Annotated in this window: 18 protein-coding genes and 1 pseudogene; 7 read left to right on the top strand and 12 right to left on the bottom strand. The window is 64.9% G+C overall.

Features of this window, described 5'->3' with window-relative positions; all coding sequences use genetic code 11:
• Positions 1-105 precede the first annotated feature (105 nt).
• Positions 106-2,208: an excinuclease ABC subunit UvrB gene (gene uvrB / locus Q1U94_RS13505; protein WP_366917295.1), complete on the top strand. Its 2,103-nt coding sequence runs from the start codon at positions 106-108 to the stop codon at positions 2,206-2,208.
• 2 nt (positions 2,209-2,210) lie between these two features.
• Here the strand turns inward: uvrB and Q1U94_RS13510 are convergent, their stop codons facing one another.
• Together Q1U94_RS13510 and tcmP are read right to left on the bottom strand one after the other, a co-directional pair.
• Complete coding sequence (locus tag Q1U94_RS13510; protein WP_300545629.1) at positions 2,211-2,972, bottom strand: DUF5131 family protein; 762 nt, start codon at positions 2,970-2,972, stop codon at positions 2,211-2,213.
• A complete protein-coding gene (tcmP, locus tag Q1U94_RS13515) occupies positions 2,972-3,853 on the bottom strand; it encodes a three-Cys-motif partner protein TcmP (protein WP_300545632.1) in 882 nt (293 codons plus the stop codon). The genes Q1U94_RS13510 and tcmP overlap by 1 nt, the downstream gene beginning before the upstream one ends.
• 761 nt (positions 3,854-4,614) lie before the next feature.
• On the opposite strand from tcmP, the gene Q1U94_RS13520 reads away from it, so the two are divergent.
• Positions 4,615-5,091, top strand: a complete 477-nt coding sequence (locus Q1U94_RS13520; RefSeq protein ID WP_300545634.1) for a hypothetical protein — start codon at positions 4,615-4,617, stop codon at positions 5,089-5,091.
• Between the two features lie 4 nt (positions 5,092-5,095).
• On the opposite strand, the gene Q1U94_RS13525 is transcribed toward Q1U94_RS13520, so the two are convergent.
• Positions 5,096-5,605 carry a DinB family protein gene (locus Q1U94_RS13525; RefSeq protein ID WP_300545637.1) on the bottom strand — a complete coding sequence of 170 codons (510 nt, stop codon included), beginning with the start codon at positions 5,603-5,605 and terminating at the stop codon, positions 5,096-5,098.
• Between the two features lie 204 nt (positions 5,606-5,809).
• Here Q1U94_RS13525 and Q1U94_RS13530 point away from each other — a divergent pair.
• From Q1U94_RS13530 to Q1U94_RS13540, 3 genes and pseudogenes are all read left to right on the top strand, one after another.
• Positions 5,810-6,448, top strand: a pseudogene (locus Q1U94_RS13530) (ParA family protein); the annotation flags it as partial.
• A gap of 350 nt (positions 6,449-6,798) precedes the next feature.
• The gene (locus Q1U94_RS13535) at positions 6,799-7,269 is read left to right on the top strand and encodes a hypothetical protein (RefSeq protein ID WP_300545642.1); all 471 of its coding nucleotides are present in this window, start codon (positions 6,799-6,801) and stop codon (positions 7,267-7,269) included.
• Positions 7,270-7,389: 120 nt separating this feature from the next.
• Positions 7,390-7,782, top strand: coding sequence for a hypothetical protein (locus Q1U94_RS13540; protein WP_300545645.1), 393 nt, complete (start codon positions 7,390-7,392; stop codon positions 7,780-7,782).
• Positions 7,783-7,787: 5 nt separating this feature from the next.
• On the opposite strand, the gene Q1U94_RS13545 is transcribed toward Q1U94_RS13540, so the two are convergent.
• From Q1U94_RS13545 to Q1U94_RS13575, 7 genes are all read right to left on the bottom strand, one after another.
• Entirely contained in the window at positions 7,788-8,423 is a 636-nt protein-coding gene (locus Q1U94_RS13545) for an LON peptidase substrate-binding domain-containing protein (RefSeq protein ID WP_300545647.1), read from the bottom strand.
• 45 nt (positions 8,424-8,468) lie between these two features.
• On the bottom strand, positions 8,469-9,026 hold the full coding sequence (locus Q1U94_RS13550; protein ID WP_300545650.1) for an SRPBCC domain-containing protein: 558 nt from the start codon (positions 9,024-9,026) through the stop codon (positions 8,469-8,471).
• A 51-nt stretch (positions 9,027-9,077) separates the two neighbouring features.
• Positions 9,078-9,593 (bottom strand): DUF1993 family protein, encoded by a 516-nt coding sequence (locus tag Q1U94_RS13555; protein WP_300545652.1) that lies wholly within the window; start codon positions 9,591-9,593, stop codon positions 9,078-9,080.
• 153 nt (positions 9,594-9,746) lie between these two features.
• Entirely contained in the window at positions 9,747-10,139 is a 393-nt protein-coding gene (csgH, locus tag Q1U94_RS13560; protein ID WP_300545654.1) for a curli-like amyloid fiber formation chaperone CsgH, read from the bottom strand.
• A 77-nt stretch (positions 10,140-10,216) separates the two neighbouring features.
• On the bottom strand, positions 10,217-10,729 hold the full coding sequence (locus Q1U94_RS13565) for a curlin-associated protein (protein ID WP_300545657.1): 513 nt from the start codon (positions 10,727-10,729) through the stop codon (positions 10,217-10,219).
• A gap of 210 nt (positions 10,730-10,939) precedes the next feature.
• Complete coding sequence (locus tag Q1U94_RS13570) at positions 10,940-11,542, bottom strand: hypothetical protein (protein WP_300545660.1); 603 nt, start codon at positions 11,540-11,542, stop codon at positions 10,940-10,942.
• A 61-nt stretch (positions 11,543-11,603) separates the two neighbouring features.
• Positions 11,604-12,497 (bottom strand): hypothetical protein, encoded by an 894-nt coding sequence (locus Q1U94_RS13575; RefSeq protein WP_300545662.1) that lies wholly within the window; start codon positions 12,495-12,497, stop codon positions 11,604-11,606.
• A gap of 205 nt (positions 12,498-12,702) precedes the next feature.
• On the opposite strand from Q1U94_RS13575, the gene Q1U94_RS13580 reads away from it, so the two are divergent.
• Both Q1U94_RS13580 and Q1U94_RS13585 read left to right on the top strand, forming a co-directional pair.
• Entirely contained in the window at positions 12,703-13,326 is a 624-nt protein-coding gene (locus tag Q1U94_RS13580) for a glutathione S-transferase family protein (RefSeq protein WP_300545665.1), read from the top strand.
• Positions 13,327-13,343: 17 nt separating this feature from the next.
• The gene (locus Q1U94_RS13585; protein ID WP_300545667.1) at positions 13,344-13,631 is read left to right on the top strand and encodes a hypothetical protein; all 288 of its coding nucleotides are present in this window, start codon (positions 13,344-13,346) and stop codon (positions 13,629-13,631) included.
• A gap of 253 nt (positions 13,632-13,884) precedes the next feature.
• On the opposite strand, the gene Q1U94_RS13590 is transcribed toward Q1U94_RS13585, so the two are convergent.
• Both Q1U94_RS13590 and ppdK read right to left on the bottom strand, forming a co-directional pair.
• The gene (locus Q1U94_RS13590) at positions 13,885-14,652 is read right to left on the bottom strand and encodes a cell wall hydrolase (protein WP_300545669.1); all 768 of its coding nucleotides are present in this window, start codon (positions 14,650-14,652) and stop codon (positions 13,885-13,887) included.
• Between the two features lie 210 nt (positions 14,653-14,862).
• Positions 14,863-17,547, bottom strand: coding sequence for a pyruvate, phosphate dikinase (ppdK, locus tag Q1U94_RS13595; RefSeq protein WP_300545672.1), 2,685 nt, complete (start codon positions 17,545-17,547; stop codon positions 14,863-14,865).
• Between the last annotated feature and the right edge of the window lie 116 nt (positions 17,548-17,663).

Genomic DNA, 17,663 nt, shown 5'->3' on the forward strand with positions numbered 1-17,663 from the left:
ACCCTCTGGCCCCGGCCGCCGCGACGCCGCATATTCACGGCCATGACCAAACTCACCCTCGACGACACGCTGACGGTTCCGGAAGATTTCGTGCTGGACCGGGACATGCCCGACGTGCCGGCCGCCTGGACGCCGCACCGGCCCGACCGTCCGGAAAAGTCCGAGGGCGGGCTGCGTTTCCGGTGCGTCTCGGAATACCAGCCCACCGGCGACCAGCCGACCGCCATCGCCGAACTCGTCGAGGGGCTCCGGGCCGAAGAGCGCGACCAGGTCCTGCTGGGCGCGACCGGCACCGGCAAGACCTTCACCATGGCCAAGATCATCGAGGCGGTGCAGCGCCCGGCCCTGATCCTGGCGCCCAACAAGACGCTGGCGGCCCAGCTCTACGGCGAATTCAGGAGCTTCTTCCCGGACAATGCGGTGGAGTATTTCGTCTCCTATTACGACTATTACATGCCCGAGGCCTATGTGCCCCGCACCGACACCTATATCGAGAAGGAAAGCTCCATCAACGAGGCCATCGACCGGATGCGCCACGCCGCCACGCGGGCGATCCTGGAGCGCGACGACGTCATCATCGTCGCCTCGGTCTCCTGCATCTACGGCATCGGCTCGGTGGAGACCTATACCGCCATGACCTTCGAGCTGAAGCCCGGCGACGAGATCGATCCCCGCCAGGTCATGCGCCAGCTCGTCGACCTGCAGTACACGCGCAACGACCAGGCCTTCATCCGCGGCACCTTCCGCCTGCGCGGCGACAATCTGGAGGTTTTCCCGGCCCACTATGACGACCGCGCCTGGCGCATCGCCTTCTTCGGCGACGAGGTCGAGGCGATCACCGAATTCGACCCGCTCACCGGCAAGGCCATCGCCGACCTGAAGAGCGTGAAATTCTACGCCAATTCCCACTATGTCACGCCCAAGCCGACGCTCAACCAGGCCATCGTGCAGATCAAGAAAGAGCTGAAGGAACGCCTCGCCTGGATGGAGGCCGAGGGCATGCTGCTGGAAGCCCAGCGCCTGCAGCAGCGCACCGAGTTCGACCTGGAAATGCTCGAGGCCACCGGCTCCTGCGCCGGCATCGAGAACTATTCCCGCTACCTCACCGGCCGCAAGCCGGGCGAGCCGCCCCCCACCCTGTTCGAATACCTGCCCGAGGATGCCCTCGTCTTCGCCGACGAGAGCCATGTCTCCATCCCGCAGCTGGGCGCCATGTACCGGGGCGACTACAACCGCAAGAAGACCCTGGCCGACCACGGCTTCCGCCTGCCCTCCTGCCTCGACAACCGCCCCCTCAAATTCGAGGAGTGGGACGCGATGCGCCCGCAGACCATCGCCGTCTCGGCCACGCCGGGCTCCTGGGAGCTCAACCAGACCGGCGGCGTCTTCACCGAACAGGTCATCCGCCCCACCGGCCTGATCGACCCGCCGGTCGAGGTGCGCCCCGTCGCCAAGGACGGCGCCTCCCAGGTCGATGACGTCATCGACGAGGCCCGCGCCACGGCGGAAAAGGGCCTGCGCACCCTGGTCACCACGCTGACCAAGCGCATGGCCGAGGACCTCACCGAATACATGCACGAACAGGGCCTCAAGGTCCGCTACATGCACTCCGACGTCGACACGGTGGAGCGCATCGAACTGATCCGCGACCTGCGCCTGGGCGTCTATGACGTGCTGGTCGGCATCAACCTGTTGCGCGAGGGCCTGGACATCCCCGAATGCGGCCTCGTCGCCATTCTCGACGCCGACAAGGAAGGCTTCCTGAGATCGGAAACCTCCCTCGTCCAGACCATCGGCCGCGCCGCCCGCAATTCGGAATCCAAGGTCATCCTCTACGCCGACCGGGTCACCGGTTCCATGCAGCGCGCCATGGACGAAACCGACCGCCGGAGAACCAAGCAGATCGCCTATAACGAGGAACACGGCATCACCCCCACCACCATCACCCGCGGCATCTCCGACATCCTGGAAGAGGTGATGGAAAGCCAGGCCAAGGGCCGCGGCGTGGCGAGCAAGGGCCGCGGCAGGAAGGCCAGCGGCAAGCCGGCCGGCGTGTCGGATCGCGGTCAGGCCGCGCTCGAGGGCGGCGAGAACATCACGGCGGTGATCGCGGATCTGGAGAAGCAGATGCGCGAGGCTGCGGCGGATCTGGAGTTCGAGCGCGCGGCGAAGCTGCGGGACGAGATTATGGGGTTGAGGGGGGAGTGAGGCTATTCGGTAATCGCCAATGGTGGCATTTCATCCCAAGTTCTGCCATCGAGCTCACGCCCAGTCTTTTTCTTATTCACGCCGCCCCATTGTTTGAAGAAAAAGGCGACATTTTGCCGGTCGCACTGATCAAAAATCTGTCGCACCCACAGCTCGCTCATCGGGCGCGCCCGAGGCCCGGATTCTCCCCCTACAATCGCCCAGTGGATGCCTGTGAGATCTACGGAGCCGACTGCCCCGATTAGGGGCTCAAATGAGATGAATCGTACGGTAGCCTCACAGGCCCGAAGATCATCGACCCGACCTTTTACTCGCTCGTCCTCCACCGACGTGCCAACCCAGACGTTAGGTAGCGCTTGGCCGTCGCGTTGAGCCAAGTACTCCCTCATTCGCTCAGGCTGTTTCGTGAGAATCTGATAGGTGTGAATGGGGGTAGCGGCCATGACTTCCCAAACCCTATCCACATAGGCAAATGGCACTGCATCCTGGAAGAGGTCCGACATCGAGTTAACGAATACCAATCTCGGCTTCCGCCACGACTTGGGAATGTCCAGTGCAGCTTCGTTCAAATAGACGGCCCCAGTCCAAACATGACGCTGACCGCTTTTCCTTGTCGTGCCTTGGTAGGGGCGCTGCCCCATCGCCTCCAAACGCGCGGCCATTCTCATTGCATAGCAATTGGTGCAACCCGCGCTCATGATGCGACACCCGGCAACCGGGTTCCATGTCGCATCAGTCCATTCGATGTCAGAAGAGCCGGCCACTACTTCAGTACCTCACGAGCCAATTTTAGCGCTAATTTGGACGCTTTGGGACTTGGGTTCGAACAAGCAAATAGTAGTGAGTACCAATGCGAACCCCCGCGCCCCAGAGGCAACCACCTATCCGAGACACCTCCTTTAAAGATGCTCTTCATCTGAGAAATCATTATCTCGGTGACCTTCACTGGCGTCGATAGCTTCTTATTAACCTGAATGGGATTGTCGAATAAGTCTCTGCGCTCTTCGCGCTGAATTAGCTGATCCCTCCAATGTTCTCCACCAAAAATTCGATTTAGTGATTGAACCGCTGTTGGGTGTACTATCCCTTTTCTGGATATCTGTCGATCAACACATAAAAAAGCAGGAAACAAATACCACAAATCGATTGCCTCAGTTCGGGCAATTGCGTCTACAGTATCCCAGTGCACTTGTCCCCCCATCGGGTCCAAAAACACTATGCCTCGATTGGCACTCCATTCGGTTTCGCCAACCCATTTCAAGAGAGCAGCGTTCGCGTCCTGCTGTGAAAACTGGCACCTATCGTACCTTTCGTGGCCGCATAGCAGATCTTTAAGTGCCCCGATTTTTCTCGGATCGAGCTCTACAAAATTGTATCTATCAAACGGATGCCTAGTTTGTAGCGCGCGTGTGGCCGACCCTTGGATCACGGCGTTGGCGTCATCCTCCGGTATTAACGAGGACTGGCCTGCTTTGCGCTTAGCATCAACAACGCTCTTCGAAATCTCCACGGTGCCAGTACCGGCGAACGCGTCGAAATAGTGTAGTTTCAGCGGTTGCTTGCTAAGGGCTGTGGTGAAAGCGTCGAGATACCTTTCAAGCGCTTCAAGCTTCCGCTTCGTATGATCACCGCCGAACGATTGCACGCCCCCCTCCCCAGTGCATCAACTACTAATTGCACATTACGCCGAGGTTAACAAATGCACGAATCGTCTAAACTGTAAGGAACAGTCCAAATGTGGCATACCCTGTCCGTCGGCAAACATCCGCCACGCCGGGTCACTTCTCATTTCTACAAAACGCCTTTCTCCCGGAAGCGCGACCGCGCTGTCCGGGACCGACGATGGCCGAAAGCGAGCGCGGCGATCGCTCAGTAGATCCCGGCTCGGCGCCTTGCGCCTATCCGGAAGAAAACCGGCGTTCTGGCGAAAGCCGGGCTGTGGCCGCCCCCTTATCCCGCCGCGCGGCCGGGACGGCGGGGCCCGGAACGCCGATGGCAGGCGGCTGCGCGGGCGGCCCTCAAAAAACTTGTCCCCGCCCGGACGGGCCCGCGCATACTCCCCGCCGTCCCGTCACCACTCGAGGCCCGGACCGGTCAGTCCGGGGGTGCCGGGATTGCGGAGCGTGCTCGTCCGGCGGGGTTGACCGCCGTCCGGCCCGGCACGGCTACAGGGAGGTCCGGCGGCATGTTTGACGATCCAGACCGTTTTACCTGCCCTGTCTGGTAACCGAGGCGAGAGCCGAGGGGAAATCTCCGTGTGCGGGATGACGGCCAGGACCACACATAATCGTAACGGACGGCCCTGACCGGCATCCCGCACGCCTCACACACACCTCCAGGCCAATACGCCGTGGAGACGTCGATGCTGGGCACTGTCCGCGACAAACACCAGGGGAGGAAACGCGCATGAGACCGGGAGGAAGCTTCGACACACGCCGCCGGCGCGGCGGCCCGCCGGACGATAACGAGGCGGCGGACATGGAGGATCCCCGCACCATCGCGGAGTTGCGGGCTGCGCTTCGCTTCAGGATCTACCGGCAATGGACGCGCTTTCACATTGCGCCGAACATCGAGCGATGGGGGCATCCCGGCGGCCTGTTCGGCCTGGTGGAGGACGGCCGGATTCCGCTGGACACCGTGCCCCTGCCCGAGACGCTGCCCCCTGACGACACGCCCGATCCCTGGTACCAGCAGGAACTGGCGCTGTTGCGGGCGCATCCGGAAATCGGCACACGGGTCGATCCCGACGCGCCGCACCCCGGGCCGGGCTGGGCGCGCGCCCGCTGGTGGCGCGGTTTCGTCGACCCGGACATCCCCCCGCCCCTGCCGGACCCGGATGCCGGGCAGCGCCCCGCCTATCCGCCCGGATGGTCGCCGCGCTGACCGCTCACACATCCTCCGGCATGAAGGGGATATCCGTGTCCTCCGGCCTGGCGCCGGCGGCGGTGAGCATAGCGTGGACCTGGCCGCGATGGTGGGTCTGGTGGTTGAACATGTGGGTAATGCAGATCCAGCGCGGCGTGATCATGTCGCGCTGGAGGGCGCCGGAAAACCAGTGCAGATCCGCCGCGATCTCCGCCTCGGTGAGGGTGTCGGCCCAGGTCAGGATGGCCGCGTCCAGCGCCGCCCGGGCGAGACAGAGCCCGTCCCAGTCGCCGCCCTCCTTCGTCGATTGCGCGATCGAGGTCTCCTTCGGCGGTTCGGTGCCGGCCAGGCGCGACATCCAGATCCGGTCGCCCCACAGGAGATGGCCCAGCGTGGCGTCGATGGAGCCGAAGAAGGCGCCCCGGTCGGCGCGGCGTCCGGCCTCGTCCAGCGTGGCGGCGGCGGTATAGAGGCTGCGGTTCTGCCAGCGGTTATAGCGCGCCATCAGGCGGACATGCTCGGGCGAGATCATGGGCGGGCTCCCTGCTTACGGCGGCATTGTGGGCCGGGCCGGGGCGCCGCGCCAACCCGAAAATCCCGCAAATCGCCTAAAACGCAAGGCAAATTCGCCTCAAATCGCGCGGCCCGGCTTATCCGGCGGGCAAGACATCGCTGGTTTCATGGCACATGGATGCACCAGGGGCCGGCCGTTCCGGGCCGGCATGAGAGGTGAGCGATGTCCGAGCAGCACACCCGGCGCGGGACCCAGGTGGTGGTCTTCGCCTCGCAGAAGGGCGGGTCCGGCAAGACCACGGTGTCCGCCCACATGGCCGTGGAGGCCGGACGCGCCGGCGCCGGTCCGGTGGCGCTGATCGATACCGACCCGCAGGGTTCGATGGCGAAATGGTGGAATGCCCGGGCCAGCGAGACGCCGGCCTTCGCCCAGATTTCCGTGCCCGACCTGTCGCGCGATATCCGCTTTCTCGAAGACGCCGGCTACCGGCTGATCATCATCGACACACCCCCGGCGGTCACCTCGACGATTTCGGAAGTCATCACCCACGCCGATCTCGTCGTGGTGCCGACCCGGCCCAGCCCGCACGATCTGCGCGCGGTCGGACCGACCGTGGACATCGTGCAGATGCAGGACAAGCCGCTGGTCTTCGTGGTCAATTCGGCCACGGCGCGGGCGCGGATCACGGGCGAGACGGCTGTGGCACTCTCCCAGCACGGCACCGTGGCGCCGGTGACGCTGCATCACCGGGTCGATTTCGCCGCCTCCATGATCGACGGGCGCACGGTGGGCGAGGTCAACGAGACCGGCCCGTCCGCCCGGGAGGTGGCCGGCCTGTGGCGCTATTTCGAGGACCGGCTGCGGCGCCTGCGCGGCGACAGGCTGGACATGCTGTCGCGCCCGCCGCGGCGGACCTTCGAGGACGACATCCTCACCCCCGCCAGCGCCGGCATGCCCGGCCTGGACGAGGAGGGCGAGGCCCCGACACCGATCGAGGAGCGGCCCGGCTATGCCCTGCCCGGCCAGCCGCCGCGCTTCGGCACGGGTGCGGGGGCACCGGCGCCGGAGGCGTCGAACACCAACTGGGACGGAACCGAGCGGCGCCAGGCCGATCTCGGTCCGCCCAAGGGACAGCCGGACCGGCGCCGGGGGAACCAGCCCTTCGGCCGTCGCCATACGGCCTGATCCGGGAGACGGGAGGACACGCAATCATGGCCAAGTATGCCAGTCTTCATGCCGGTCTGCTGGCCCGCAAGGGCGAAGCCGCACCGGCCGTGCCGCCCGGTTTCACCGGAGCGGGCCATGCCGACAATGCCGCGCCGCGCCAGGCCGACCGGCGCGATGTCGAACTCACGCCCGCGCCGCAGCCGCTCTTCGCGCGCAAGCCCCCCGGCCGGCCCGAACACGACGAGGATGCCGGGCCGGGTGCGAAAGGCTGTTGCGTCGCCCGGCCCGGTCCGGGCGAGGACCCGCATGCCGGTGTCGACCGGGCGGCACGGGCCGAGGTTCGCCTGACCGCCGAACAGAAGCGCCGGCTGCGCACGGTCGCCATTCAGATGAACTGGCCGCAGCAGCGTATCCTGTCGGATGCGCTGGACGCCTGGCTGGAGGCCCTGTGCGCAGGGGAAATGCGCAATTGTTCCTGCCTGCGCGCCCGGCCGGAGGATGGAGCTACCCGTTGAGACAAGGCAGGTATGCGCCTGAAATTGCTTTAATTTGCGTCGCTGCCACATTCCCGGCACGATTGGGCTTACAACGGCCCGCCTCGGGGGGGTCGGCCCGTTGGACGCGGAGGGGATCGCGTGGTCATACAAGCCTATTCCATGGAAGGCTTCGATATCCGCATCGACGGGGACATCCTGGAAATGCGCACCGAAGGCGACCGCACGCCCTCGACCGGGACCGATCCGCGCCGGGCCTTCGAAAGCTTCCTGGCCGCCTCCCCGGTCCGCGGCATTCTCTTCGACGTGCGCGGCGCCCGCTATCATTTCCAGGCCGGGCAATGGGAGGAACGTGCGCGCGTCATCGCCCGCCTCACCCGCAGCAGGGTCATCGCCATCATCGGCCGCGAGGACCAGGATGCGTTGATCGACCGGGTGCTGGAATATCACGCCGAAATGGGGGGCAGTGGCATGGCTTTCCGTTCGCGAGCGGAGGCCCGCAACTGGCTGCGCGACATCCTGGACGGCGGCTAGACGCTCTACTGGACCGGCCCGTCCGCCCCGCCGGCCAGGCGTTCGGCCAGGATCGCCTCCATCTCGCCCAGGCGCGCCGCCGTATCCGCCGCCTCGAGCAGGCGCTGACGGTCCTGCGCCCCGAAGGGCGCAACCATGGACAACTGGTCGACGAGCGTCGTCAGCGGCGCCTCGGCCACCGATTCCCAGTCCGCCGCCACATGCTCGTTCTGGAACCAGGCCTGCAGCATGCGCACCAGCCGGTCCCGATCGCCCTCGATCTCGCTGCGCGGCTCCAGATCGTGGGCGAAAGGCGCATAATCGGCCCGGGCCACACGATAGGGGGTCGCCCGCTCCAGCTCCTCGACCATGACAAAACGGCTGACCCCCGTCAGGGTGATCAGGTAGCGCCCGTCGCCGGTCTCCTCGAAATGGTCCACCCGCCCGGCCCCGCCGATGCCCGCAAGCGTTGGCTTTTCCGGCGTGCCGCCCGGGCGGATCTGGATAATGCCGATATGGCCGGGACCGCGGCGGACATCGTCGATCATGTTGAGATAACGCGGCTCGAACACGTTCAGCGGCAGGCGTTCGCCGGGCAGGAGTATCGTCCCGCCCAGCGGGAAGAGGGGCAGATCCGTCGGCGGATGCGTGGCGCTGCTCATACTATCGACATAGGCCGGCCCGGCGTCTCCGCCAAGGCCCCTCGCCTATTCCGCGAACGCGGCGCAGGGCGCATCCGGCGCGCGATGGCAGCCGGCCTCGACATAGGGTTTCAGGCGCCCTTCGATGAAATGCACCCAGACCGAGCGTACCACGCCGGCCAGCTCCGCATCGATCTCGCCCGTCATCGCCAGGGCGATCCCGAACCGGGTCGCCTCGCCCTCTCCGGCCTCGCTGAGCGTCCAGCTGGTCACCAGATCGACCGCCCGGCCCGACAGACCCAGCGGACCGTTGAGGCGAAGTTCATTCGGCGCATGCACGTAGATCACACGGGCGTGCAACACCCCGTCATCGGCGCCGGCCTCGAACCGCTCGTAGAAACGGCCGCCAACGACGGGTTCGATGGCCATTTCCGCCGGATCCGTGGAAAAGGAATGATCCCACCAGCCTGTGACATCCCCCGTCGCAGCCTCGAATACCTCGGCCACGGGTGCGTCTATCTCGACCTCAATCGTGGTGCGGAAACCCTGCGGCTGAAACGCCTCCACGGCACCGGTTTCCTGAGCGGCCATGATGGCAAGAGCGGCGGCGGCCGGTGTCAGCATGCGATCCTCCCTGCGGGCGAATATCACACTAACCGCCCGGGCCGCCGCCCGCTAGCGGGCGGGCATACCCATCATGTCGGCCTTGCCCAGCGGCACGCCGATATTGCGCAGGATGTCGTAGGCCGTGGCGGCATGGAACATCGTATTGGCCAGAACATAGTTCTGAACATAGGTCTGCCGCGGCGTTGTCAGCTCGCGGCCGGGTCCGGCGGGAAAGGTGATCGAGCCCTGCGGGTCGGCATCCATCGCCGCCGGATCGAGCGCCCAGACCGCTTCGCGGGCTTTGTCTATACGGGCGCGCAGGGCTTCGAACGTGGCTTCGTCATCGCTCATGGACATCGGTTCCACGCCGGCCAGCCGGGCGAGGCCGCGATAGGAGAAATCGCTGACCAGCTGGATCTGCCGGGTCAGAGGATACATGTCTGCGGCCAGCCGCCAGTTCAGATAGACGCTTTCCTCGACGCCACACTCCGACGCATGCGCCTCGCCCTTGCTCAGAATGATGCCAAGGGCGCGGTAGGTCTGGTCGAGCTGGGTCTTGGCCAGGCTGGACAGGGTTATGGACATCAACTCTCTCCCGGATTGACTGCCGGAAGAGATGGGCGGCGCAGGCCTTTCGTTCAAGCGAATGAGGGCCATACGAAAACGGGGCTTGCTCCTGGTGCAAACAAGACGGCCCGGATCGGCGGATCCAGGCCGTTTGCGCAGATACTGCACCGGTCAGATGGCACTACCCCCATAGCGGCAGACCGTTTCGCCGGCGGCGTTCCAGGTGGTCAGCCGGGCAGAGAATTCGGCGCCGGTGTCGACCAGCATGTCCGACACCACCACGGCGCCCGGACCGTTTCCGTCGACCTCGCCGCTCTGGACGATATCGAAACCGCCCGCCCCGGCGGACTGGGTGACAACCATGCGCCAGCTGTCCGAGATTTCCGCGGCGCTCCAGGCGGTGAGCAGGAGACCGTCCTCGGTCTCCGACACATCGATCCCGCACGCCTGACCGGCTTCGAGCTCGGCGAGCCGGGCGCTATCCGGAGCCTGGTCCGCCTGGGTGGCGAACCAGACGCCGCATGCGGCCAGCAGCGAGCTGAGGGATGCAAGTTTAAAGCTCATGACAGCCTCCTTTGCTGTCTGGCCTGAAGCCCGCGGTTCCGGGCGGCACAGCACGCCGCCCGGCCGCGGCCCCGGGCCTAGTGGTCGCCCTGGATCACCAGGGTCACATTGCCATTGCCCGTTTGGCGGACATTGGCGCTCTGGCCATTGCCGACCTGGATCACGCCGGCAGCGTTGTTGTAGCCGTACTGGTCGGTCACCGCGGTATTGTTGCGGCCGATCTGCGAGACGCCGGAAATGTTGCGATTGCCGGTCTGCACGCTGGTGGCGTAGTTGTTGCGACCCTGCTGGCCGACAACGGCGTCATTGTTGCGGCCGTACTGGTCGACATGGGCCTCGTTGTAGCGGCCGTATTGGCCGACCGTGGTGCCATTGCGCGCACCGTCCTGGATCACGGTCACATACTGGCGCTGGCCGTACTGGTTGATCACCATGCGCTGGCGGTAGCCCGACTGGCGGCCGGCGATGTCGTTGTTGTAGCCCTGCTGGGCAATGCTCACCCGGTTGCGCGACTGCGCTTCGGCCACGCCGACCGTTCCGAGAACCGAAACCGCCGCGAGGGCGCTGGCGATGAGAAGACGGGTTTTCATAGTCGATACTCCTTCTGGCTGGCCGACGCCCAATGCATCGAAGCCTGGGATCCGGTTTAAGGGACAGGCCATGAGTGGATGCTGAGTGCGTCGTTCAGACTCCGGTCAGCCGGATGAACAACCGCTCAGCACCCTCTTGCCGCTGATTGGAAAAGAAAAAGCCCGAAGCGCGTGCTTCGGGCCATCAGTGGAGGGATGTGAAACGACGGATCAGAACCGGTCCGCAGGTGCAGGCCGGAAACCGGCCGGCCCGGCATTGGGCACGGGCGCTGGAGACGGACCCCGCCCGCCATAGGTCGGTGCCATCGCGCCGATGGATATCGCGTCGACTTGATCCGTCGAACAGGTGAGGCGGCCGCGCATGTCGAACACGTCGAGCCGGGCGACGATGCGGCGCGTATCGATTTGTCCGCCCCCCAGGGCCGGACCCCGATGCATGGCGAGGAAATGGCGCTGCAATTGCGATTCGGCCAGCACCGCCTCGGCCCGGCCCCGGCTGTCGAAACGGCCTTCCAGGTCGGCCAGGACGTCATTGCCCGCACCGCGCCGCTGAATCACCAGGCGATAGCGTCCGTGCTGGCCCGGACCGGCCTTCGCCAGCAGCGGCCCCGAGCGGTAGAAGCCGTAATACTGCAGCCCGCACGCGGCGCCATTGTCCAGCGGAATACCGCGAACGCCATTGTGCGACGGCACGGTCTGGGCGGCCGCCTGGCCGGCGGATGCCAGGGCCATCGTCACGGCCGCCGCGCCGGCGGCCAGGGTTTTCAGGCAAGTGCGGGACATGAAGACCTCCTCGATTGTCGCGAGGAGCATGGCGCACACCGGATTAGCCGGGCATGAGCAACGGGTTCAGGCCGCATTCATCGCCGCAGCATCACGCGCGGGCCATCTCTCGAAGGGGTTTGTCGTCCCCGTCGCGCGGCGGCAGGAGGATGGAGGCTTCCACGGTATTGCCGACGCCGAGATAGTTGACCTGGGTAAAGCCCATCGACCTGGCCAGCTTGATGCCCTTGCCGCGATAGCCCGCCCGCGCGGGATTGGCCATTTCAGCGGTTTCCGCATCTATCCCCTCTCCATCGTCCTGGATAAGAAAGGAGATCGAGCGCACACCCCGGTGGAAACGCAGCTTTACCCGGCGATCGGCATAGCCCGGCTCGTCCATCCGCTTCCTCAGCTTGCGATACCAGGAACCGTCCGCCAGGCCCTTGGCCTTTTCCGTCGCGTCGTATTCCAGGTTTCCGTGCTCGATCGCATTGGCCAGCAATACGTAGAGACCGACCGAGGTCTGGCATGGCTCCGGGCAGGACCGGCCCAGGAAAACCGCCGTATCGCGCGCCTCCTCCAGTGTCTGCACCGAGAACTCACCATCGGACAGGGTGTGGATCGCCCCCAGGCCGGCATCGTGATCGTCGGGTACGGCCATCAGGTATTCCCGATAGGCGCGCATTCCCTCGATCGCATTGGTCAGCGTACCGGCATCGGTGTCGTGATCCAGATAGAGATCGGCCCCCGTGCGCCGGGCATTCCCGGTCACCCAGAGCGAGAACTGTTTCGGCGCCGCATTGGTCTTCGCCTCGGCGATACACTTGCCGTGGGCATCGTCCGCAACCACCAGGGCCACAGGCCCCTCCTGGTCCATCGTCGGCCCCATATAGACCGTCATGCCCAGACCCTTTGCCAGCGCGCGGGACACCACGCGCGTGCGGTTGCTGTCGCTCATGCAGAGCCAGATACGGTATGGTGTCTTGCCGGTCTCGGCGGGGGCCATGACGTCTCCGCAGCTCGCGAATCCAAGCAGTTATCCTTGCCACGCAGTATTCACACAAGACATTAACAATGACTATCGAGCGCTGCGCCGGCAAATACGCGCCCAGCGGGCATCATTCCTGACACAAGGCTGTCAGGGCCACAGGCTTAGAACAATGGGCGAACGGTACCGCACGGGGCGGTGCCGGACGCCCAGGATGCCCGTGATGTACAAGCTCTACCATTTCCCCTTTTCCCAGCACGCCCGACGTGTCGTCACCCTGCTCGAGGCCGCCGGCCTGCCCTATACGCTCGAACATGTTGCCATGGACGCGGGCGAACATCTCACGCCCGCCTATCTCGCCATCAATCCCAATCGCCAGGTCCCCACCCTTGTCTGCGACGGCCTGAAGATTCACGAATCCACGGCCATCATGCGCTATCTGTGCAACCGGCACGGTCTGGAGGACTGGTATCCCTCGGCGCTGCCGGTACGGGCCGAGATCGACCAGTGGGTGGACTGGACCCAGAGCCGCATGGCTCAGGCGGTCATCGATATCGTGTTCAATTCGGTCTTCGCACCCGCCCATATGCGCGATCACGCCGCCATCGAACGCGGCAAGGCGCGCATGAGCGAACTCGCTCCGATGATCGAAGCGCGGCTGGACGGCCGCGACTGGATTGCCGGGACCGACCGGCCAAGCATCGCCGACGTCGTCATCGCCTCCAATATTTCCCAGCTGCAACTGGCCGGATGGCGGCCCGCCAACGGCAACTTCAAGGCCTGGTACGGGCGTGTCTGCGCCATCGAGGCATTTGCGAAAACGCTGCCGGAAATGGAAGCGGCGTAAAGCCCGGAGATTGAAAAATGTTTGTCATCCTGCTCAGATTTTCCGGCAACAAGGCGCGTGCCGGAGCCTTCATGGACGGCCACAAGGCCTGGCTGAGCCGCGGGTTCGACGACGGCATCTTCCTGATGTCGGGCAGTCTTCAGCCCAATGCGGGCGGCGCCATCCTCGCCCACAACACCACGATGGACGAACTCCGGACCCGCGTGGGCGAGGACCCGTTCGTCGCGGAAAATGTCGTCAATGCGGAAGTCTTCGAGATCACGCCATCCCGCGCGGGAAGGCAGCTGGACTTCTTGCTGGCGTAAGCGTGCGGGATGAGGAGCGGTCGGTTTCGCCGATCGCAAAAGTCCGGGGACTTTAGCGACACGAAGAATGGCGGGCGCCGGTAAACCGGTCTGGTTTTTGGGCGTGACATCCATCGACATCCCGCACGCGGAGCTTTCCCGGGCACAAGTGACCGAGCTCGCGTCTCCCGTCCCGGAAACCGTCTCCGTGTCCAAGCCAGATGCAAAGGACGGGGACAGGCCGGGACACGTTTCCGGAAAGTGGCTGGCAGGCCTACGCGTCGCGTTCGCGGACCACACCGGCGGCACGTTCGCGGCGGGTGGGGAAGCGGTAGAAGATGTGGGTGCCGATGCGGCGGGTGCGCACCAGATTGTCGTTCCAGTAGGGATCGACAGCCACAGTGTGATAGTGCGTCGCGTGGCGGGTCACATCCCGGCCGAAGCCCATGAAGGCGTGCTGGGCGACCAGCTGCGACCGGCGCCAGGCCCGGCCGCGGGCTTCGCGCATGATCGAGCCGTCACAGGTGAAGGTGAACTGGCAGCCGGTATGGCGTTCGGAGCCCTCGAAGACCACGCCGCAGATCGAATCCGGATAGGAGCGGTGGCGCACGCGGTTCATCACGACCTGGGCCACGGCGAGCTGGCCGACAAAGGGTTCCGAGCGCGCTTCGTAGTAGATCGCGCGGGCCAGGCAGTCGATTTCGGCATTGAGGCCGGCCGCGGTGTCGAAGTGGGAACTGTCGAAAGTCCGCAGATCGTCCAGCGAACGGGCGGTCAGGATCGCCCCCATTTCGCGGTCGGCCTCCAGCGCGATCGAGGCGATGCGCAGCGCACGCGGAGCTTCCCAGCTCTCGCCGACATCGCCGCGCACGAGATAGTGCCGGGCCAGACGCTGCCATTGGAGCGTCTCGTCCTGTTCGCGCGCCCGGGCGGACGCCAGATTGAGAACCAGTATGGTCAGCGCGCACAGCAGCAAGGTCGCCAGCATGTGCAATGCTGTCGCGACCTGTTTCTGCTGGCTGCGTGCCTCGTCCAAATTCATCCGGTCTCTGACTTTCTCTCAAAACGGCTCGAATCGATCCGTGCAAGTCACGAACCTACCATGAAGCTTCGACCTGAATCCTTCATGAAAAAGTGCGCGGCTATCTATGGAAGGCCGCGGCTACGGTCAACCCGACCGCCCGATTACAAATAAGAAATGACTCCCCCAAACCAAGGGGGAGTCGCTTTTACGCATTGTTTTCAGCAAGTTCTACTGCCGGCGAAGGCGGGCCTGGGCCGCGGCAAGCCGGGCAATCGGAACACGGAAGGGCGAACAGGAAATATAGTCCAGCCCCCTCTCCTCGCAGAAATCGATCGAGGACGGATCCCCGCCATGCTCGCCGCAAATTCCCAGTTTGAGACCTTCACGGGCCGCCCGGCCGCGTTCCGCGGCAATGCGCACGAGGTCGCCCACGCCTTCCTTGTCGAGCGAGACGAAGGGATCCTTCTCGAAAATGCCGGCTTCGAGATAATCGCCCAGGAACTTGCCCGCATCGTCGCGGGACAGGCCGAACGTGGTCTGGGTGAGATCGTTGGTGCCAAAGGAGAAAAATTCCGCATCCTCGGCGATCTTGCCGGCCAGCAGCGCGGCGCGCGGCAGTTCGATCATGGTACCGATCAGATATTTCGGCTTGCCGCCGCTTTCCTCGGCAACAGCCTTGGCGACACCGGCCACGCGGGCCTTGAGTATGGAAAGCTCGGCCGGCGTGGCCACCAGCGGAATCATCACTTCCGCCAGCGGCTGGAAACCCGTCTCCTTTTCCACAGCGACCTGGGCCTCGAAAATGGCCCGCGCCTGCATCTCGTAGATTTCCGGATAGGTGATGCCCAGGCGGCAGCCGCGATGACCCAGCATGGGGTTGCTTTCCGCCAGGTCGCGGGCGCGCGCGAGTAGCTGGTCGGCGGGCAGGCCAGTCGCCCTGGCGACATCGACCACATCCTCTTCCGTGTGGGGGAGGAATTCATGCAGCGGCGGGTCGAGCAGACGGATCGTACACGGACGATCTCCCATGATCCTGAAAATCTGGGCGAAATCGTCGCGCTGCATGGGCAGGATCTTGTCGAGCGCCGTGACGCGGCCATCCTGGTCGTTCGACAGGATCATTTCGCGCACGGCGGCGATACGGTCGCTTTCGAAGAACATGTGTTCGGTGCGGCACAGGCCGATGCCTTCCGCACCGAAGTCGACGGCGGTCTGGCAGTCGGCGGGCGTTTCCGCATTGGTGCGCACCTTCATGCGCCGGTGCGTGTCGGCCCAGGCCATCAGCTTGCCGAAATCGCCGGTCAGCTCCGGCTTGATCATCCTGGCTTCACCATAGAGGACCTGGCCGCTAGCACCGTCGATGGTAACCGTCTCGCCATCCTTCACCACCCGCCGGCCGACGGTGAACTGCCGGTTGGCATAATCGATCTTGATCTGGCCGGCGCCGGAGACGCAGGGGCGCCCCATGCCCCGCGCAACCACGGCGGCGTGGGAGGTCATGCCGCCGCGGGCGGTGATGATGCCTTCGGCCGCATGCATGCCGTGAATGTCTTCCGGCGAGGTCTCGATGCGCACGAGAATGACCTTCTCGCCCATCTTGCGGCGCTCTTCGGCCTCATCGGAATCGAACACCACCTTGCCCGACGCCGCGCCCGGCGAGGCCGGCAGGCCGGTGGTCAGCACATCGCGCTCGGCTTCGGGATCCAGCGTGGGGTGCAGCAACTGGTCGAGCTGGGCCGGATCGACCCGCATCACCGCCTCGTCGGTGGTGATCAGCCCCTCGGTCGCCATGTCGACCGCGATCTTCAGCGCCGCCCGGGCGGTGCGCTTGCCATTGCGGGTCTGCAGCATCCAGAGCCGGCCTTCCTCGACCGTGAACTCGATGTCCTGCATGTCGCGATAATGCCGCTCCAGCTTGTCGAACACCTTTTCCAGTTCGGCGAAGCTCGCCGGCATTGCGGTTTCCATCGACGGGTTCTCGTCGCCCATCTTTTCGCGCATCGCCTCGGTCAGGCATTGCGGCGTGCGGATGCCGGCCACCACGTCCTCGCCCTGGGCATTGACCAGGAATTCGCCGTAATAGCCCGTCTCCCCGGTGGACGGGTCGCGGGTGAAGGCCACCCCCGTGGCCGAGGTCTCGCCCATGTTTCCGAACACCATGGCCTGGACATTGACCGCCGTGCCCCAGCTGGCGGGAATATCGTGCAGGCGGCGATAGGTCTTGGCGCGCTCGGTCATCCATGAGCCGAACACGGCGCCGATGGCGCCCCAGAGCTGTTCGCGCGGATCGGCGGGGAAATCATGGCCCAGCTCGCGCGCGGCGGCCTGCTTGTATTCCGCCACGATGGTGACCCAGTCCTCGGCCGACAGCTCGGTGTCGAGGGTGAAGTCGTTATCGTCCTTGTAGCTGTCCAGGATGTCCTCGAAGATCGAGTGATCCAGGCCCAGAACAACGTCGGAATACATCTGGATGAAGCGGCGATAGCTGTCATAGGCAAAGCGCTTGTCGCCGGAGAGTTTCGCCAGCCCCTCGGCCGTCTCGTCGTTGAGACCGAGATTGAGCACGGTGTCCATCATGCCCGGCATCGAGGCGCGCGCCCCGGAGCGTACCGAAACCAGCAGCGGATTGGCCGGATCGCCGAACCGTTTGCCGACGGCGGCCTCGAGCTTGGCCAGGGCCGTCTCGACCTGGGCATCGAGGCCGTCGGGATAGGCCTTGTCGTTTTCGTAATAGGCGGTGCACACGCCGGTCGTGATGGTGAATCCCGGCGGAACGGGCAGGCCCAGCTTGGCCATTTCGGCCAGGTTGGCGCCCTTGCCGCCCAGCAGTTCGCGCATGCCCGCTTCGCCTTCGCTGTCCCCGCCGCCAAAGGCGTAAACCCATTTCGTCCTGGTCATCACGTCAGCGCTCATGCCTGGAAACTCCTGGAGTTGGGTGCGTGGCCTATTGAAATGTCGGCCGGAGATTTTTCCTCCCCAATGTCAGTTGGGGAGGTGGATCGCCACGCAAGTGGCGAGACGGAGGGGCC

Origin of the sequence: Maricaulis sp., assembly GCF_030149515.1 — a bacterium.
Taxonomy (GTDB): domain Bacteria; phylum Pseudomonadota; class Alphaproteobacteria; order Caulobacterales; family Maricaulaceae; genus Maricaulis.

What these genes read in the sequence shown, in the direction of transcription:
- uvrB (WP_366917295.1), top strand. Translation starts at nt 106, where the DNA reads ATGCCCGACGTGCCGGCCGCCTGGACGCCGCACCGGCCCGACCGTCCG.
- Q1U94_RS13520 (WP_300545634.1), top strand. Translation starts at nt 4,615, where the DNA reads ATGAGACCGGGAGGAAGCTTCGACACACGCCGCCGGCGCGGCGGCCCG.
- Q1U94_RS13525 (WP_300545637.1), bottom strand. Translation starts at nt 5,605, where the DNA reads ATGATCTCGCCCGAGCATGTCCGCCTGATGGCGCGCTATAACCGCTGG.
- Q1U94_RS13535 (WP_300545642.1), top strand. Translation starts at nt 6,799, where the DNA reads ATGGCCAAGTATGCCAGTCTTCATGCCGGTCTGCTGGCCCGCAAGGGC.
- Q1U94_RS13545 (WP_300545647.1), bottom strand. Translation starts at nt 8,423, where the DNA reads ATGAGCAGCGCCACGCATCCGCCGACGGATCTGCCCCTCTTCCCGCTG.
- Q1U94_RS13550 (WP_300545650.1), bottom strand. Translation starts at nt 9,026, where the DNA reads ATGCTGACACCGGCCGCCGCCGCTCTTGCCATCATGGCCGCTCAGGAA.
- Q1U94_RS13555 (WP_300545652.1), bottom strand. Translation starts at nt 9,593, where the DNA reads ATGTCCATAACCCTGTCCAGCCTGGCCAAGACCCAGCTCGACCAGACC.
- csgH (WP_300545654.1), bottom strand. Translation starts at nt 10,139, where the DNA reads ATGAGCTTTAAACTTGCATCCCTCAGCTCGCTGCTGGCCGCATGCGGC.
- Q1U94_RS13565 (WP_300545657.1), bottom strand. Translation starts at nt 10,729, where the DNA reads ATGAAAACCCGTCTTCTCATCGCCAGCGCCCTCGCGGCGGTTTCGGTT.
- Q1U94_RS13570 (WP_300545660.1), bottom strand. Translation starts at nt 11,542, where the DNA reads ATGCTCCTCGCGACAATCGAGGAGGTCTTCATGTCCCGCACTTGCCTG.
- Q1U94_RS13575 (WP_300545662.1), bottom strand. Translation starts at nt 12,497, where the DNA reads ATGGCCCCCGCCGAGACCGGCAAGACACCATACCGTATCTGGCTCTGC.
- Q1U94_RS13580 (WP_300545665.1), top strand. Translation starts at nt 12,703, where the DNA reads ATGTACAAGCTCTACCATTTCCCCTTTTCCCAGCACGCCCGACGTGTC.
- Q1U94_RS13585 (WP_300545667.1), top strand. Translation starts at nt 13,344, where the DNA reads ATGTTTGTCATCCTGCTCAGATTTTCCGGCAACAAGGCGCGTGCCGGA.
- Q1U94_RS13590 (WP_300545669.1), bottom strand. Translation starts at nt 14,652, where the DNA reads ATGAATTTGGACGAGGCACGCAGCCAGCAGAAACAGGTCGCGACAGCA.
- ppdK (WP_300545672.1), bottom strand. Translation starts at nt 17,547, where the DNA reads ATGAGCGCTGACGTGATGACCAGGACGAAATGGGTTTACGCCTTTGGC.